At 54.0% G+C, this 16,941-nt stretch carries 9 protein-coding genes; 3 read left to right on the top strand and 6 right to left on the bottom strand.

Annotated features, from left to right (window positions below; translation table 11 throughout):
• Positions 1-15 precede the first annotated feature (15 nt).
• Positions 16-2,028, bottom strand: a complete 2,013-nt coding sequence (locus KSF73_00755) for a hypothetical protein (protein ID MBV1774235.1) — start codon at positions 2,026-2,028, stop codon at positions 16-18.
• A gap of 225 nt (positions 2,029-2,253) precedes the next feature.
• Between KSF73_00755 and KSF73_00750 the strand changes: the two genes are divergently transcribed.
• A complete protein-coding gene (locus KSF73_00750) occupies positions 2,254-3,603 on the top strand; it encodes an MFS transporter (GenBank protein MBV1774234.1) in 1,350 nt (449 codons plus the stop codon).
• 75 nt (positions 3,604-3,678) lie between these two features.
• Here KSF73_00750 and KSF73_00745 read toward each other — a convergent pair whose 3' ends face one another.
• Entirely contained in the window at positions 3,679-4,830 is a 1,152-nt protein-coding gene (locus KSF73_00745; GenBank protein MBV1774233.1) for a branched-chain amino acid ABC transporter substrate-binding protein, read from the bottom strand.
• Positions 4,831-4,895: 65 nt separating this feature from the next.
• On the opposite strand from KSF73_00745, the gene KSF73_00740 reads away from it, so the two are divergent.
• Positions 4,896-5,342: a hypothetical protein gene (locus KSF73_00740; GenBank protein MBV1774232.1), complete on the top strand. Its 447-nt coding sequence runs from the start codon at positions 4,896-4,898 to the stop codon at positions 5,340-5,342.
• 681 nt (positions 5,343-6,023) lie between these two features.
• Here the strand turns inward: KSF73_00740 and KSF73_00735 are convergent.
• Positions 6,024-8,780 carry a TonB-dependent receptor gene (locus tag KSF73_00735; protein ID MBV1774231.1) on the bottom strand — a complete coding sequence of 919 codons (2,757 nt, stop codon included), beginning with the start codon at positions 8,778-8,780 and terminating at the stop codon, positions 6,024-6,026.
• A gap of 965 nt (positions 8,781-9,745) precedes the next feature.
• On the opposite strand from KSF73_00735, the gene KSF73_00730 reads away from it, so the two are divergent.
• Positions 9,746-12,400 (top strand): TonB-dependent receptor, encoded by a 2,655-nt coding sequence (locus tag KSF73_00730; GenBank protein MBV1774230.1) that lies wholly within the window; start codon positions 9,746-9,748, stop codon positions 12,398-12,400.
• A gap of 100 nt (positions 12,401-12,500) precedes the next feature.
• Here the strand turns inward: KSF73_00730 and KSF73_00725 are convergent, their stop codons facing one another.
• The 3 genes from KSF73_00725 to KSF73_00715 form a co-directional block, all read right to left on the bottom strand.
• Positions 12,501-13,238: a SapC family protein gene (locus KSF73_00725; protein ID MBV1774229.1), complete on the bottom strand. Its 738-nt coding sequence runs from the start codon at positions 13,236-13,238 to the stop codon at positions 12,501-12,503.
• A gap of 81 nt (positions 13,239-13,319) precedes the next feature.
• Positions 13,320-16,136, bottom strand: a complete 2,817-nt coding sequence (locus KSF73_00720) for a valine--tRNA ligase (protein MBV1774228.1) — start codon at positions 16,134-16,136, stop codon at positions 13,320-13,322.
• A 127-nt stretch (positions 16,137-16,263) separates the two neighbouring features.
• Positions 16,264-16,932, bottom strand: coding sequence for a TIGR01621 family pseudouridine synthase (locus KSF73_00715; protein MBV1774227.1), 669 nt, complete (start codon positions 16,930-16,932; stop codon positions 16,264-16,266).
• Positions 16,933-16,941: the final 9 nt, after the last annotated feature.

Raw genomic sequence — 16,941 nt, 5'->3', positions numbered from 1 at the left:
GCGGTAGGGGGCGCATCAATAAGCCTGCGCGAAAGCGTTCAGTGCGATGTCGTTCATCCACAGCTTGGTAGGGTTGCTGCTGACATCGCCCGGCGTGCTCATGAATGCACCTTCAGGACGGTAATAGCCGCTGTACAGGTTTTCCGATCGCTCGGTAAACGCATAGCGCAGACCGGTATCCATCCGCATCGGCATCGGATCGACACCGGGTACGGCTGAAAAGCGTTCGCCGGGCTGGACAATGCTGAAAATGCGCGGGAAATCGAGCACCAGAAATTTGGCGTCTGCGCGGTACTTGATCGACCAGTTACCTGTCCACTTCAGATTCGGATAAGTGAGGCTGCTGGAAGTAAAGGTACCGGCAGGCGTGGCGCCATTCGGATCGCCCAGGAAGGTGATATTGATGCGCTGTGGCTCGGCGGGCGTGACGCCCAGCTGCCCGCAGGAAATGGCCTTGTTCTGGGTGTCGATACACTGTGCCGCGGCAGTCAGATTCAGTGTGCAACTGGCGCCCGCAGATTGCTGGCAATTCAGGATCAGCTTGACCAGATTCGATCCCGGATAAACCAGACTCGGATAGACAATGCTGCCGATGGCACCGCTGGCATTGCTCACCGGCACGATGCGATCACTATACTCACCCCAAACCGGGTTGATATTCTTCTGGACCGTGGTGTAAACCTGACTTCCCGCTGGAAAGACGGCGTTGGGGTTGTGAGAGAGTACGCCGGACTTACCCAGAAAGCTCTGCTCGCCCCAGTTGCGTGCGCGGGTAACCGCGCTGACCGACAGGCCGCTCACATCAAATCCGAGGTAAAGCATCTGGCTGTCCACCGCTTTCCGGTTGCTCAGATAGCGCTGAAGTCGGTTGCCGCTCACCGTTGTGAATCCCGCAGGCGACGGGATTTCCTTGTTCACCTCGGTGCAGGCAGGGTTGTAGGTGTTGGCGGTATTGGTGCCGTTCGGGCAAACCCAGTTGCCGCCATTATCGTTGGCATTCGGTAAGTACATGCGTTCGTTGCGTGGCAGGTCAATCTGCTGCGGGCTGTATCCTGTCACCGGCTTGAAGGCCAGTGCGATGCCATCCCAGTACTGCTGGGACGCAAAACGGTCGATCAGGAAGGTACCCTGTGCAGTCAGCGTTTCTTTATAGTCATACAGACTGCCCACGTTATAGGCCACCTGATGCATGCCGCTGGCGCTATTAATCAGCGCCGCCGCATTGCTCAGGACAGGTTTGGCACCAAAGAGGCTATTGCTGGTTTGCAGCGTGTAGGTGCTGACATTGGGGAGCTTGGCAAGCGCCGATGTATCCGCATCGTTCAAAGCCGAACTGGCCAGATAGGGCGTCATGGCCATTTCACCTGCATAAATCTGGTGAAACATGCCGGCACCGGTGCTGGCATTCAGCTGCCCGGTGATCTGGAAATCGCCCCCCAGCCGCAACGTGTAGCGCAGCGCCATCATGCGCAGATAGGTGCTGTCTGTCAGGGTCGTGGTATTGGCGTCAACCGTATAGTTTTGCAAGATGGGGTAGGTATCCGATACACCCAGCGTTGCGCGTACATAGCTCTGTGCTTCTTCTGGCGTAAATTCCGGGTAGCTGCGCATGACGGATGCCACCATGCTGGTGTACACATTCACCTGAGTAGTGCCGGCCGGTGCGGTCAGGTAATAGCCATTCACCACCTTGCGATTGGCATCGCGGTCCATGGCGCCGGGCGGAACCCAGGCCATCAGCGGATAGCTGGCGAGTTGCACTGCGGAGACATTCTGAAACGTAAAGCCACCGTCCGCTGCGGTTTGTGCAATCGGCTCATCGCTGCCTGCGACAAAGTCGCCATTGATATCCAGCCACACCTTTGCGCCTTCGATGGCGGTGACATAGCCAGTCGCTTTTCCGGAAGGGGGCACGACGCCGCCGTTGCCATTATTGCTCGAGCCGCCGCTATCGACGCCATTGCTTTGGGTGCAAGCCGCAAGCACTGCCACCAAGGCAGTCCCTGTCAGACCGGTGAGAAGGCGCATATTGAAATCCATGAGAACAAGATGACGAAAGGTAAAAAGATTATATCGGGCTTCCTGCACAATCAGGGGGAATTGCAAGGCGATGTGGCGCAATTTCACGTAACAGTAAACTGTGGACCGGCAAGGGCGTGGTAGCAATACGCCAGTCTCAGTCACTTACCTTGACATGGCGAATCTGGTATCTGTATGGTCATATAATATGACGAAAATCCGGAGAAGATGTATATGAGTGGTATTCAATCCAGGCGCCATCCTATGGTGTGGGTGCCGACATTGTACTTTGCGCAGGGCTTGCCCTTTGCTGTCGTAGGTATCATGGCCGGATTCATGTACAAAAAGATGGGTATCTCCAACGAGGAAATTACCTGGTGGACCAGCATGATGGGATTCGCCTGGGTGTTCAAGCCACTCTGGAGCCCTTTTCTGGAAATGTTCCGTAGCCAAAAGTCAGTGGTGGTCGCCTTCCAGATCATTGGTGGCATATTGCTTTTGCTGACGGCATCATCCCTTCATCTTCCGGGCTTTTTCACGTTTAGTGTTGCGCTCCTCTCGCTTGTGGCGTTTGCTTCCGCCACGCATGACATCGCGTCAGATGGTTCATATATCGCCAATCTGGATCAGCATAAGCAGGCGCTATATTCCGGATGGCTGGGCGCTTTCTGGAATGGCGGCAAACTCTTTGTTCAGGGTGGTCTGGTTTGGCTGGCTGGTGAGCTGGAAGGGAGAATGGGCGTCTCTGGTGCATGGACCGTCGCAATGGCAATTCCTGGCGTGTGCTTGATTGCATTGGGTCTCTACCATATGTGGGCGATGCCAAAAACAGTGAGCACGCATCAAACTGCAGCGAGTGTGGGTGAAGTGTCGCGCACCCTAGTTGATGTGATTGTGACCTTCTTTCAAAAGCCGGGCATTTGGCTGGCTATCTTGTTTATATTGCTGTTCCGTGCGGGTGAAGGGCAGGTTCAATCAGTTGGACGATTGTTTCTGCTGGATGAAAAGGGCATTGGCGGTCTTGGTATGACAACAAGTGACGTAGGCATTGCTTATGGCACAGTGGCTACGCTGGCTTTTATTGGCGGAAGCATTGGCGGGGGCTGGTTTGCAGCGAAGCTCGGATTGAAGCGAGCCTTATTCTGGTTGATTCTGGCCATGAATGTTCCGAACCTGACCTTCTGGTACCTCAGTCAGTTTCAACCTAGTAATTTGATGTTTATTACATCCATTCTCAGTATTGAAATGTTTGGTTATGGATTTGGTTTCACAGGTCTGATTTTGTACATCATGCAGGTTGTTGCGCCCGGTAAGTATCCAACAGCGCACTACGCGCTTGGCACGGGTATCATGCAGCTTGGCTTTGTGCTGTTTTCGATGAAGAGTGGCGCCATTCAGAAATGGCTGGGTTACCACGATTTCTTCATCTGGTGCGTGGTATCTGCCATTCCGGTTTTATTGCTTTCACGCATCGTCAAGATACCTGATACGCTCCAGCCAGAGGCGTCCGCTGAACCAGCCAATCAGGAAACGGTGCTTGTTCCGCCGGTTAAGTCGCAAGTGGCGGAGGAGACGCCCGCTTGATCGTTGTGAAATTAGCTTTGCATGATAGATAAAGCAAGGCCCGACACTGTCGGGCCTTGTGTCGTTGGCGTGCGCTTATTTGCCGGCTGTCACGCTCTCGATTGGCACCCACTTACCGTTGAATGCTTTGTAAATAGTGATGTCGCCATTTTTCAGGTCACCCTTTGTATCCCAGGCGATGGTTTTAGCGGCTACACCGGGGACATTGGACGCGGCCAGCACTGGCAGATACTTTTTCGGGTCGGCTGAATTGGCACTCTGCATGGCACGGATCATGGTCATCGTGGCGTCGTAAGCGAAAGGCGCATAAAAGTCGGCTGCCTTGTACTTAGCCTTCAATTTGCCCATGAATGCTGCGCCGCCCGGTGCCTGCTCAATGGGCAAACCCGCAAGCGATACCATCACACCATTACCATTGGCCGCAGTTGTCTTTAGAAAGTTATCGGTGCGGGTCATCTCGCCCGAAATCAGTGGCATGGTCATGCCTAAGCGGCGCATTTGATTCACCATCGGCGCAGACTGGGTATCTGCACCGCCGTAGAAAATGGCATCCGGACGTTTCGCTTTGATATTGGTGAGGATGGCACTGAACTCAGTCGCACGATCTGTGGTGTACTCGCGCTGAACAATGTCAGCGCCTGCAGCTTTTGCAGCCTTTTCGAATTGATCGGCAAGCCCTTGTCCGTATGCCGAACGATCATCCACGATTGCAATTCGCTTCAACCCCAGCTTCTTGACAGCAAAATTGCCAAGTGTTGGCCCTTGCTGCGTATCGCTTGTCATTGCTCGAAAGGTTGTTTTGAAGCCCTGGCTCGTATAGGCGGGAGCTGTGGACATTGAAATTTGCGGGATGCCTGCCTGCGAATAGATGCGTGAAGCGGGAATGGATGTGCCGGAATTGAAGTGGCCGATGATGCCGTTGACGCCCGAGTCGACAAATCGCTGGGCGACGGCTGTCGCGGATCGTGGATCGGCTTGATCGTCGGCAGCGACCAGCTCGAATTTCACCGGCTGCCCACCGATTTTAGGCTGACTGGCATTTGCTTCATCGATGGCGAACGCGATACCGGACTTCATATCTTCGCCATAGTGAGCTTGTGGTCCAGTCAGCGGACCCGCAAAGCCGATTTTGACCACGGCAGATCCGGCTGCGCAGGCAAAGGGAATAGACAAGGCAAGGCTTGTGGCTAGCGTAATCAAGGTGCGGCGATTTAAGCTTTGGGTCATGGTTGGTCTCTTTTATGAAGGACACATCTTGGTGTGCCGAAAGGCAGAATGAAGCCCGTTTTTACATGAAAGTGCAAGGTACACATTATTCTGAGCGCTCGTCTTTCAATAGGTATTTAAATGGTATTGAAAGTGTGCTCGTTGAGTCGTATGATAGCCTGAACATTTTAATCACCTTCCGGGAATTGATCGTGCGAAATTCATATGTGGCTATTCTATTATTTCTGTCCGCTGTAGGTGTGTCTGCAGAAGGGGTGTCACCAGCAGCGACATCGGTTGTATGTCAGGCTCCGGCTATGATTACACCGAAAGCGACGACTGCAGAGCGCAAAGTGTTCAATGAAGGTGTGACTGCTTACACCGCATGTATGAAAGATGCATTGGCGACTCAGCGTAAATTGGCGGAAGAGGCGCAAGCAAAGGGTCAATCGCTCATTGCAGAGTATCAGGCGTTCAGCAAGTTATTAGATTCTTTCAAGGAAGAAGATGCGAAAGCAAATCAGAAAAAATAATTCAGGATGCTTGTTTAAAATGAAACGCTGAGCATGAAAAAATCCCTTGACTATAAGCCAAGGGATTTTTTCACTTGCCTAATCTGTCCTCGTTATGTTCGGCCGGAATGGGCGATTTACCATGTAACGATAACCTGAATCTCGTCTTTTCCGTTGGAAGGTATAAAGACAGACTTAATCTGGCTCAGGCTGCTGATGTTGGGAATGGTGCGGTCAATTTTGGGATAGCTGCCATGACGATTAAGCATGATATACGCGCAGATTGCGCACGCGATCAATCACAATCAGATCTTTTTCTCCACTTCCTGTTAGATTCACCGGCGCAGGGCAAACTGCAATAGACGTGGCATCAATCCCTGCATTCGACAAGCTAGAGGCGACCGATTTCGGTATGTTTTGGCCGGATGTGAGGCAGGGCGGACGAATATTTCGTACAGTTACTGATGCGACCTGTGTGGTTGTTCCGCCTGTGCCAGTACAAGAGGCTGAAAATGTTGTCGAATAGCTTACAAAGACGGTTCCGGTTTTGAATTTACTATTTAATTGCGTTTTTATAAGTAATTAAATGTGGGGTAGATGATTGTGGAAGGTGCAGCGATGATGAATAGCATGAAAAAAGCGGCCAATTATTGGCCGCTTTTATTTTAAGTATGGCCCGGGAGGGCCACGCTTTACGACTGCTTAGTACTTGCCGCGCAAGGTCACAAAATAAGTGCGACCTTGATGACCGGCGCTGCCAAAGTCGCCATTTGGTGCGTAGGTGTACAGCTTTGGATCCAGCAGGTTCTGGCCTTCCACGGACACGGTGAGGCTCTTGCTGACGTTGTAGTTGAACGCAGCAGACAGGTTGCCACCGTTGTGAACATAGACAGCCTTCTTCGGGTTGGTGCCGAAGAGGAAGTCGGAACGTTCTGTGTAGCCAATGCGGGCATTAAAGGTTTCGTTTTCGAAGTACACGCCTACGTTGTAGGTGTTCTTCGAAGTGCCCAGCAAGTGGCAATCATGGGTGGCGCCAGCACACAGCGAGTTGGCAACATTGCCAGTTTCTTTGCCATCGGCGTAGGTGTAGTTACCGTCAACACCGAATCCGCCACCAAGTGCATACTGAGCCGAGAATTCAATGCCAGATACCTTGGCTGTGGTATTGGTAGGACCTGCAACCGCAAAATCCTCATTCTTCTTGTTCAGTGCATTGTAGGCATTGAGGGTGTAATTACCGTTGGTAACATAGCCGTCCAGCTTACTGCTGAAGATACCTGCAGTCACAATCGAACGTGGTGCGAAATAGTATTCGTATGTGATGTCAAGATTGTCAGACAGCACCGGCTTGATCTTTGGATTAGAGCCTGTACCGGTCAGGGTGTAGTCGTTCAGATTCAAACCAGCGTACTGGCCGTAATCCGGATGGGACAGCGTACGGCTTGCAGCTACACGAATCTTGGTGTCATCAGCCAGATCAAAGGAAATGTTTCCGCTCGGTAATGTATTGTTGAAGGTAACCGACGATGAGAACGGGGAGTACTTATCCTTGGAGCCAGGCACGCCTTGCGCGATGGTACCGCTTTCGTTATTCAGGCGATAAGCGTCTACGTTGTCCTTGGTTTGAACGAAACGAACACCGATGTTACCGCTGAAGTGGTTACCCGAGAATCCAGCCATCACATACGCTGCATTCACCGTCTCTTTGAACGAGAACTCTTTGCTGTAATCGTGATTTTGCGATGGGAAGCTGGTCCAGCGATCAGACCACGAAGTAATCGCGGACGGATCGATCGTCCAGAAGTTTTGCAGGCCAGATGCGCCAAACGAATAGGTCGACACCGCGCCGGCCGGTGCGTTTGAGAGCAATCCCGCAGCGGCTGGGCGAGCACCTGCAATCCAGTTCAAGTCGCGCTTGTGCTCAACGGAACGAACGCCGACTTTCAGCCAGTTGAACACGTCGCTATCCAGTTTCAGTTTTGCATCAGCATTGAAAAAGGATTCGGTATCGGTTGTGTCCATCATATTGGTCCAGCCACCAACTGGCAGATGATCTGGATCATTCAGATCGGTGTTGCTGCCATAACGTGCCTGGAATACCGTTGCCGACGGGAAGTTGACCGAAATACCTGCGTCGCCGCCATTGATCTTGTAGCTATTGGCTACGTGGGGGCCAAAGATTTCGAAACCAATGTCTTTTGAGTGACCTGTGGATTTGGATTGTCCCGCTTGACCACTGATGTCCAGATTTTCGTTCAGGCGATACTTGAAGTCACCTGCGAAATAATTGGTTTCTGTTTTTGCATCCGGACGGACCGCGATGTCCACTGCGCTGGATGCCGCATCTGAGCACTTGCCAGTTGCGCCAGTTGCGATTTTGCAGCTGCCATCAAATGCCAGTTGATCGATGACACCATTGCTGACGTGAGCGACTGACGGAACAATGCCCTGATTGAGAGACGCCCAGGGATCCTGCATCCAGTTGATATTGGAGTTGGATGCCTTCAATGTGCTGGTGAATGCATTCAAGCCAAGGGTCAGTTCGTTGCTCGGCTTGAATTGAACGTCCAGCACGCCACCTTCGCGTGTGCGCTTTTGCTCAAATACGGCGCTACCTGTCAGCGGTGCCAGGCGATGTGGCTTGGTGATGTCGACGCCAGCAGCAGCCAGTGCCTTGTTGGAATTTTCGTTCCAGCTGAGGTCATCGTATACATACCAGACATTTTCCTGCTCTTCGCGCTTCAGGCTGCGCTTTTGCGAGAATGCCTGCATGGTAATACCAAATGTATTGGTGTCATTCTTCCACGAAACCAGGCCGGCCAGTTGCGGATCCCAGTTGCGCGCAAAGCTTTGATACGCACCTCCCGCGCTGCCCATGGTAGTCAGCTGATCTTTGAAATCCAGCGGACGGCGGGTTTGGATATCGACAGAGCCAGACAGGCCACCTTCAGGCAGATCGGCTTGCGAGGACTTGTGGACGACGATGCTGCCAACGATATCGGATGGCAACAGGCTGTAGCTCACGCTTCGGCCGCCATTTGCAATGTCAGCCCAGAACCAATCTGCAGTGGCAATGCCATGGCCGTTAACGGTGGTCAGGGTGTAGGCATCAGACATGCCGCGCATCGACACTTTTTCGTTTTCGCCCAGCGAGCCAGCTGCACCACCCGCGGTGGTATTCACGCCGGGAACGCGCTGCAAGGTGTCGGCGACGTTTTTATCCGGCATCTTGCCGATATCTTCTGAGGTCACCACTTCCACGATGGATTCGGCGTTGCGCTTTGCTGCCAGCGAGCGCTGCTTGGAGGCACGAATACCTGTGACTGTAATGGCTTCGACGGATGTCGAATCTTTGGCTTCCTGGGTGCCCTTGGCGGACTCTTCTGCGAAGGTGGGTACACTCAGTGCTAGCAGCGCGAGCGCAATAGCGGATGCTGCGGGTGTTGGCTGGAACTTCATGGCAAATCCCCTTTATTTAATCAATGTCTGACTGCTTTGGTGGCAAATGCGGATCCTTGTAATCGGCCGAGCAAACATGCCTCTGTGGTTTATTTGCTCTACTCTCCCCGTCTGACTTTGGGGGTGGGTAAACCCCCTGGCATACGTGCGTTTGAGACTGCACTGGTTCATTGCTGTTTGGAGTCGCATTTCACGATTGAGATGTTGCAATTAAATACCAGTGAAATACAAGACAAATCCGATACCAGTGTGGGAATTTGGTATTAATGTTGCAAAAAATGAACGAGAGTGTTGGCTGGAAGTACGCGGGGATTTCGGCGATGACTGGGATATGCGCGGCGTTTCTGTTTGCTCGTTATGTCGATTGGGCTGAGGTGGTATTGCTGAATAGAAGGGTGTGATTAGCTAAATGGCGGATGCTGGGAGGGGAGATTCATAGTGGTATTGCTGTGTAGCGGCATTGCGTGTGGATGAGTTGGGTGGTTGCTCATGAACGCGTGTGCATGGTGTGTGTGTGTGCGTGTCGATCGTTCAATTAGACCGATTGATCGCTAGGTAGATTAATTGGGGTGTTGAATGTGTTCAGGTGGCAGGCGGGTGTAGGGGGGGGAATGTTAATACCACTATAAACTGGATGGAAGGTGAGAGACATGTTTGGATTGAATGAGCGGATACGCTGAATGGCATTGCAGCAGGTGCTTGAGATGCTTGTACGTCTTTAATCCAGGCAGATTGCCTGTCACGGTGTGTAGTAGGTTTGAGTGAGAATTCGGTTCGGTTATGTAAGCAATTGAATTTGTCTTGTCTTTTACTGGTATTGGTAGCAACATTCGCCTGTGAATTGCAATACGGATGTCTTGACTTCGATTTAGCATGGTCAGTCGTGCAGCACAGCTGCTGTACTGGTTCCGGTTTTGCGTTCGCAAGGAGCTTTGCTGAACCAGATCATTCAGAGGGGATACATGATGAAATTCAAACCTACACCTACAGCATCGGCGATCACGCTAGCGCTGCTTTCCATGACAGGTACGACCTATGCTGCTGATACAGGCAAGGACGTGCAGTCTGTGGAGTCCATCACGGTTACTGGTATTAAGGCATCAAAGCAAAAGTCGCTTGTTGCTAAGAAGAATGCAGACACTGTAGTTGAAGTGGTATCAGCGGAAGACATCGGTAAGATGCCGGACAAGAATGTTGCCGACTCCCTGCAACGTGTTCCGGGCGTCAATACAGCCACCTCCGGGGCGCTGGAAGGCGGCTTTGGCGAAAACGACCGCATCAGCCTGCGCGGTACACCGCCCAGCCTGACATTCACAACCATTAATGGTCATGTGGTGGGGAGTGGCGACTGGTATACCAAGAACATCGGTGGCGCCAGCCGCAGCGTGAGCTTTGGTCTGCTGCCATCTGAACTGGTAGATCGCGTCACCGTGTACAAGAGCTCGCGTGCCGATCTGGTTGAAGGTGGTGCATCGGGTTCAGTGGATATCCAGACCCGTCATCCGCTGGATGCAAAGCAACAGATTTCCGGCCTGGTGTCGGTTGAAGCTGCCTACACTCAACTGGCTGCTAAAACTGATCCGCAACTGAGTGGCTACTTCAACTGGAAAAACGACACCAACACTTTTGGCTTGATGCTGCAAGCATTCAGCGAAAAGCGTCATCTGCGTCGCGATGGTCAGGAAGGTGTGTGGTGGGATAAGGTTGATCCGGCCAGCGCCATGGGCAAGGCCTATCCGGCTCTGGCTGGCAAGGATATCTCCCTGCTGACCGGTGCAGTGTATTTCGAGCAGGAACGCAAGCGCGATGGCGGTCTGGTGTCGGCACAATTCCGTCCAAGCAACGATATCAATCTGGAAGTGACCGCATTCAACTCCAAACTGAAGGCCGCCAACTCCAACCAGAACCACATGCAGAACATGATTCCTGCATATGGTGCCGGTGCCACAGTTCTGCCAGTGGGTACGCCTGGCGTGACGGGTAACTACATCAGCAGCATCGCATTCCAGAATGTGGGTTGGGTGCATGATACCTATGCACGTCCGAATGCCTATGCCGAATCCAACTTTGTAGATGTGGTCGGCAAGTTCCGCATCAACGAATCGCTGTCGATCAGCGCACAGGCCGGTACGACCAAAGGCACCGGTTCCTCTGACGATATCGGTATCGAAGCGATTGGCGGCGGTGGTGCTGGTAGCTACAAGTTCAACGGCATGAATCCGGCTAATGTCAGTCTCACCAATTCTGCTGTGTATAAGGTGGCAGATCTGGGTGGATTCAATACCGACCCGAACAATGCGACTTCCACTTCCGAAGACAAGGAACGCTATGCTCAGGTAGATGCAACCTGGCGTCTGGATGGCGGCCCGTTCGAGTCGATCAAGGCTGGTTTGCGCACCAGCAAGCACGAGCGCAGCAATTCCGTGATTGCTCTGTTGCCGAACCCGAAATTTGCGACAGATCGCGAGCACTATCAGACCGGCGCGATTCCGACACCGGGTGGCGACATGTATCCGGGCAACTGGGGTAATTCGCTGGGTGGCTCATTCAGCCCATCGTTTACCTTTACCACTGCCAATCTGCAAGCCTGGGCAGCCAAGTACCTGGTAACCGGCGATCATATCAAGAGCAAGGAATTCAACATCGATGAGCCGGTCACCGCTGGCTACGTGATGGGCTCTTTCTCCGGTCAGGGCTTTAGCGGTAATGTGGGCGTGCGTCTGGTGAACTCGGAAGAGAATGTCAGCAACTATCAGGCTGATCCCAAGACCAGCCAGTATGTGGCGAAATCGTTCTCGAACACCTACCGCGATACTCTGCCAAGCTTCAACCTGAAGATGGATGTGGCGACCGACGTGATTGCGCGTCTGGGTGCTGCCAAGACCATGAGCCGTCCGGACTTCGGTAGCCTGGCCTCCTTCCAGATTGACCAGCTGAACCAGCAAGCAAGCGGTGGTGATCCGAACCTCAAGCCGATCCGTTCGAACAACTACGAAGGCTCGCTGGAGTGGTACTTTGCACCGCAGTCTCGTGTCACGGCTGGTCTGTACTACATGGACCTGACCACTTACGTGGGCTTCGCATCCAGCAAGGCTAACTTCCCGGGGTACAACGGCGTCTTTACCTTCTCCGGTCCGGTAAATACCACTGGTAAGGTGAAGGGCTTCGAGCTGTCGTACGAACAGCCGCTGGGTAATGGCTTTGGTGTGAATGCAAACTACACCTCCGCCGATGGCAAGGAAACCAGCGATAAGTGCGGACAAGCTGAGCGCGCAGGTACCTCCCACGCATGTGATCTGTTCGGTACATCGAAGGATTCGTACAATGTCGGCGCCTTTTATGAAGGCTACGGCTTCAGTGCGCACATTGCCTACAACTACCGTTCGGCTTACTACATGGGTATGGCAGGTAACGATCGTGTGAATTCAGATGCAGTTGGCTCGCTGATGGCATCGCTGGGTTACACGATCAACAATAACCTGTCGGTCAACTTCGACGCTAAGGACATCAACGATCCGCTGCTGCGTACCTATGTGTACGATGCCAAGGGTGAGCGTCGTCCGAACTCGTTCTACAAGAACGGCGCGCAGTACTATCTGGGCCTGCGTTACAAGTTCTGATCGAAGTGAGCTGGCCGGGCGGTTCACTGCCCGGCCAGCGTAAATAAAAAAGGGAACGTGTTGAACACGTTCCCTTTTTGTTTGCATGCAAGTCGCCGGATTACTTGGCGGTTTCCGCTTCAACCAGGCGAGTTGCCAGATTTTGCAGATTAGCCAGCGATACCAGGTGAGCATAAACCAGAGCCAGCAGGCCATTGCTCAACCATGCGTGTGCCTTGTCGGCAGGCAGTTGGCGCAGCTTTTCTTCGTCGATCACGAACATGCCGTCCATGGATACCTTTTCACCGTCTGGCAGGTCAGCGCTGGCGCTCACTTGCTTGAACAGGTTGGCATCGGCCAGCAGCTTGGTCCATTCGGCCACTTGCTTGCCTTCGTCGCGCATACGGAACAGAACCGATGCCCATTGCTGCATGGCTTCAGTCGGCTTGAACTTGCCGTCTTCGGCTGCTTCGTACAGGGCAAAACCATCTTCGGCGGACAGCTTGTCAGCAGCGGCTTCGTCGATGCAGATCAGTGCGTCGTTGTTTTCCACTTCGACGGTCACAAACGGGTAGCGGCGCACGAAATGCGGCACGTAACGTGCGTCCCAGCTGCCGTCAGCCTTGATGAACAGGTTCTGGTTTGGACGCAGACCAACCATGACGGTGGGCACGTAGCTGTTGTCGCCCGCTTGCGCGAACACGATCGGGAATTCGCGAGCCAGATCGTTGAATTCGGAGCCAATCACCGGAATAGCGTGTACTTCGGCGGCAAAGCGGAAATCGGTGACCGGGCCCAGCTTGAGCTTGCTGTGGCTTTCGCTGTTAACCGGCTTGATATTTTCTTGCTTGTGAAACATGTTGTCCCTCTGGATCAATGGTTGGCCTGTGGCCATCTGTAGTGTACCGGCCCCTGATAAATGGGGCCGGGTTCATGCGCTTCAAGCCAGTTTGGCGAGGAGGGCGCGATTCTTTTCCAGTGTCTCGCCAAATTGCGCGAGACGCTGACGTTCCTGATCGACCACGGCGGCAGGTGCCTTGTCGGCAAACGCCGGGTTGGACAGTTTGGCATTGGCCTTGGCGATTTCACCTTCGAGTCGGGTGATTTCCTTGCTCAGGCGAGCACGTTCGGCATCTCGATCAATCTCTACAAAGAGCTGAAGGCGGGTATTGCCGACCACTTGTACGGGCGCGTCATCACCCGGCAGCTGGCTGACCACCTTCACTTCGCTGAAACGACCTAGCAATGCCAGATATGGGGTGAAGTCGGACAGTTCATCACCGCCTTCAATAAAGAGCGGAACCTTTTGCGCCGGGCCAAGATTCATTTCGGCGCGCAGTGTACGCGCGGCTAGTGTCAGCGCACGGAAGGTTTCCATGCGGGCATTGGCGGTGGCGTTGATCTTGTCTGCTTGCGGCAGCGGCCAGTTGGCCTGCATCAGGCTGTCGGTCTTCTTGGCGTTGGCCAGTGGTGCGACAGTTTGCCAGAGTTCCTCCGAAATAAACGGCATGATCGGATGAATCAGACGAAGGGCAACTTCCAGCACGCGAACCAAGGTGCGGCGAGTGGCACGCTGTTGTGCCTCATTGCCGTTCTGGATCTGCACCTTGGCCATTTCGACGTACCAGTCGCAGTATTCGTTCCAGATGAACTCGTAGATGGCTTGAGCGGCCAGGTCGAAGCGATAGGTGTCGAGTGCGTCGGCAACTTCGGTTTCAGCCTGTTGCAGACGACCAATCATCCACTGGTCGACAAAGCTGAATTCCAGCGGCAGGCTTTCGTCCTGACCGCAATCCTTGCCTTCGACATTCATCAGCACAAAGCGTGAGGCATTCCACAGCTTGTTGCAGAAGTTGCGGTAGCCTTCGGCGCGCTTGAAATCGAAGTTCACGTTACGGCCCAGCGTGGCATAGCTGGCCATGGTGAAACGCAGGGCGTCGGTACCAAATGCCGGAATGCCTTCCGGGAACAGCTTTTCCGTGGCCTTGGCAATCTGCGGTGCTTTTTCCGGGCGACGCAGGCCGGTGGTGCGCTTGCCAACGAGTTCCGGCAGGGCGATGCCGTCGATCAGGTCAACCGGATCGATCACGTTACCTTCGGACTTGGACATCTTCTTGCCTTCGTGATCGCGCACGATGCCGTGGATGTATACGTCCTTGAACGGGACTTTGCCGGTGAAATGCTTGGTCATCATGATCATCCGGGCAACCCAGAAGAAGATGATTTCGTAACCGGTGACCAGCACATTGGAGGTCATGAAGGCCTTGAGTTCGGCGGTTTCGTCCGGCCAGCCCAGTGTGGAGAATGGCACCAGTGCCGAGCTGAACCAGGTATCCAGAACGTCGTCGTCGCGGCGCAGTGTCTTGCCAGCACCGGCTTGTGCCTGCGCGTCGGCTTCAGTGCGCGCCACGTATACTTGACCATCTTCGTCGTACCAGGCCGGAATCTGATGACCCCACCACAGCTGGCGGCTGATACACCAGTCCTGGATGTTGTTCATCCACTGGTTGTAGGTGTTGACCCAGTTTTCCGGGATAAAACGCACTTCGCCGGATGTCACGGCTTCGATCGCCTTCTGGGCGATGGACTGGCCGGTTGGATCATCCTTGGCAACGCGATCCATGGACACAAACCACTGATCGGTAAGTAGCGGCTCGATCACGGTACCGGTACGGTCGCCGCGTGGCACCATCAGCTTGTGCTTGCGGGTTTCCAGCAACAGGTCCTGTGCTTCCAGATCGGCCAGCATGGCTTTCCGGGCTGCTGCAGTGCTGAGGCCAACGTAGGCAGCGGGCAGTTCGATGGTGCCCTGGCTGCTACCGTCAAACCCGAAAATCTGCGCGCGCGGCAGAATGGTGGCTTCCAGCGACATCACATTGATCAGCGCGGTATTATGGCGTTTGCCAACCTGATAGTCGTTGAAATCGTGTGCGGGCGTAATCTTGACAAAGCCGGTGCCAAACGCAGCATCGACATAATCATCGGCGATCACCGGAATCTGGCGTCCTGTCAGCGGCAGGTGCAATTGCTTGCCCAGCAGATGCTGGTAGCGTTCATCGCTCGGGTTGATGGCTACGGCCACATCACCCAGAAGGGTTTCCGGACGGGTCGTTGCCACGGTGATGAACTCGTCGCTATCCACCACCGGATACTTGATGTGCCACATGTGGCCATCTTCTTCTTCGGAAACCACTTCCAGATCGGATACAGCGGTACCCAGCTTGGCATCCCAGTTGGACAGACGCTTGCCACGGTAGATCAGGCCTTGCTCGAACAGGCGGACAAACACTTCGCTGACGATGCCGGCGCGGGTGTCGTCCATGGTGAAGTATTCGCGCGACCAGTCGACCGAGCAGCCCATGCGGCGCATCTGTTGCGTGATGGTGCCACCGGATTGTTCCTTCCAGCGCCAGACCTTGTCCAGGAAGGCGTCACGGCCGAGATCATGGCGGCTGATGCCGTCCTGGGCCAACTGGCGCTCTACCACGATCTGTGTGGCGATACCGGCGTGGTCGGTGCCCGGAATCCAGGCCGTATTGTGGCCCTTCATGCGGTAGTAACGGGTCAGGCCATCCATGATGGTCTGATTGAAGGCATGCCCCATATGCAGGGTGCCGGTGATGTTCGGTGGCGGCAGCTGGATGCAGAATGAGGGCTGAGTGGTATCCATCGACGGCTTGAAATAGCCGGATTGTTCCCAGTGTGCATACCAACGGCGTTCGATGTCGCCAGGTTCAAAGCTTTTCGCGAGTTCCATACGGATGGGGCTCAACAGATTTCAAAACAGCCAATTATAGTGGGATTCGCGATGTAAATCGCGGCTAATTCGCGAATTCCATGCAGGATTGTAGCGATTGCCGAACGGAGGTTGACAGCCTTGCTGGCTATTGCGGCCAGGGAAGGCTCCACGGGGTATGCCAGCCGGATTCGGTTAGCAGATCTGCACTTGGCCAGTGCGTGCCGGAATCTGGAGGGCAAATGAATGCATGCACGGTTTCATGTAAGGTAAAGCGGATCGCATAGGCATGCAGATAGCCGCGATCGGCAGACGTGCCGCCATATCGCTCATCGCCCAGTATCGGGCTTCCCAGGCTTTTCAGTGCAACACGCAACTGGTGGGTGCGGCCAGTCAGGGGGCGCAGAATGAAGGCGCGCTTGCCATCTGGCAGTAGCTGGCTGAAAAATCGCGTACGCGCCGGGTTGTTGCGTGTTTGCAGGAGTTTGTAGCTTCCATTGCGCGCGGCAGTCATGTCGCCGATGATCGCGCCCTGCTTTTTGGCCGGGCGCTTGTCGGAAATCGCCAGATAGTATTTTTCGATTTCACCATGCTCGAAGGACTGACTCAGTGCGCGGGCATTGGCGGCACCGATAGCGTAGAGCAAAATACCCGAGGTCATCTTGTCCAGCCGGTGAACTGAATGCAGGTCGGCGATACCGGTGTCGGCGCGAATCTGGTCGATCAGCGAGGTATCACCCTCATCGCGATGCACGCTGATGCCGGGCCATTTATGAATCACGAGGAAGTCGGATGTCTGTTGCAGCAAGGTATACATGGAGCGAAG

It is taken from the genome of Burkholderiaceae bacterium DAT-1, from assembly GCA_019084025.1.
Lineage (GTDB): Bacteria > Pseudomonadota > Gammaproteobacteria > Burkholderiales > Chitinimonadaceae > DAT-1.
Note: the sequence above shows the minus strand (reverse complement) of the source record. Positions and strands in the feature narration are given on the sequence as shown.